Origin of the sequence: Mycobacterium persicum, assembly GCF_002086675.1 — a bacterium.
In the GTDB taxonomy this organism is placed as follows: domain Bacteria; phylum Actinomycetota; class Actinomycetes; order Mycobacteriales; family Mycobacteriaceae; genus Mycobacterium; species Mycobacterium persicum.
This window is the reverse complement of sequence record NZ_MVIF01000298.1, coordinates 1-532: the sequence shown is the minus strand read 5'-3', so window position 1 is coordinate 532 and position 532 is coordinate 1. Positions and strand designations below refer to the sequence as shown.

Genomic DNA, 532 nt, shown 5'->3' with positions numbered 1-532 from the left:
GTGGGGGGAAATGGCGGCAACGGCGGTCTGATTTATGGCAACGGCGGGGACGGTGGCGGCGGCGGATCCGGCGCTGTTGGTGGTGCCGGTGGTGCCGCACTTCTGCTGGGTAACGGCGGAGCGGGAGGCGCCGGCGGAGCTGGCGGCGCGGGAGGCGCCGGCGGTAACGCTCTGCTAGTCGGTAACGGTGGTGACGGCGGGGCGGGCGGCGCGGCCGCTGCTGGCATCGACGGCGGCAATGCCGGGCGCGGAGGCGACGGCGGCTACGCCGGCCTCTGGGGTAACGGCGGCAATGGCGGGCATGGCGGAGCGGGTGCAACCGGGATGAACGGAGCTAATCCCAGCACCAATGGCGCTGCGGCGTCCGGTGGAACTGCCGGCACATCTGTGAGCGTCACCAACCCCACAGATGCCAGGGCCAGCGGTACGGACGGCGGAACCGGGGGCATCGGTGGTCCCGGCTGGGCGGGTGGCACTGGTGGCCAAGGTGGTAGCGCTCATGCCAGCAGCACCGACACCCACGGTGGCGAAA

The 532-nt window shown here is 72.0% G+C and carries 1 pseudogene; it reads left to right on the top strand.

Features of this window, described 5'->3' with window-relative positions:
* A pseudogene (locus BST40_RS30515) lies at positions 1-532 on the top strand (PE family protein); the annotation flags it as partial.